Source organism: Myxococcus llanfairpwllgwyngyllgogerychwyrndrobwllllantysiliogogogochensis (assembly GCF_006636215.1).
Lineage (GTDB): Bacteria > Myxococcota > Myxococcia > Myxococcales > Myxococcaceae > Myxococcus > Myxococcus llanfairpwllgwyngyllgogerychwyrndrobwllllantysiliogogogochensis.
In genome coordinates this window covers 1-522 of sequence record NZ_VIFM01000672.1, presented here as the reverse complement: position 1 = coordinate 522, position 522 = coordinate 1, and the positions used below count along the sequence as shown (strand labels likewise).

The 522-nt window shown below is 60.5% G+C and carries 1 protein-coding gene and 1 pseudogene; both read right to left on the bottom strand.

Annotation, left to right across the window (positions count from 1 at the left end; genetic code table 11):
• Positions 1-222 (bottom strand): efflux RND transporter permease subunit (locus FJV41_RS57220; RefSeq protein ID WP_141649589.1); only part of this gene is annotated, 222 nt, incomplete at its 3' end.
• Positions 223-238: 16 nt separating this feature from the next.
• Positions 239-522 (bottom strand): annotated as a pseudogene (locus tag FJV41_RS57215) (efflux transporter periplasmic adaptor subunit); the annotation flags it as partial.

Below are 522 nucleotides of genomic sequence, written 5' to 3'. Positions count from 1 at the left end.
CGCCATGACTGTCTCGATGGGGTAGGTGACCCGCTGCTCGGTCTCAAGAGGCGAGTAGCCGGCAGCCTGTGTGTTGATCTGGACCTGGACATTGGTGATGTCCGGAACAGCATCGATGGGAAGTTTCTGGTAGTTGAAGACGCCCAGTGCACCCATCGCAAGGGCAGCGAGCAGCACTAGCCATCGCTGCTCGATCGAGAATCGAATCAGTTTTTCAAACATGTGTGAGGCTCCGTGGTCAGTGCGTGTGCTCGGCGGATGCCTTGCCCAGTTCGGACTTCACGACGAAGCTGCCCGACGCTGCGTAAGGCGTTCCAGGCTTGATGCCCTGAAGGACCTCGATCCGCTTTCCGTCGCTGCGCCCCAACTGCACGGGCTGCGCAATGAAGCCTCCATTGACCTTCAGGAAGACCACGGGTTTCTCGCCAACCGTCTGGACTGCGTCTGCTGCAATCGTCACGGGCACGGTGGCCTCGTCGGCCACGACCTCGACATTCACGAACAGGCCGGGCCGCCATGCTC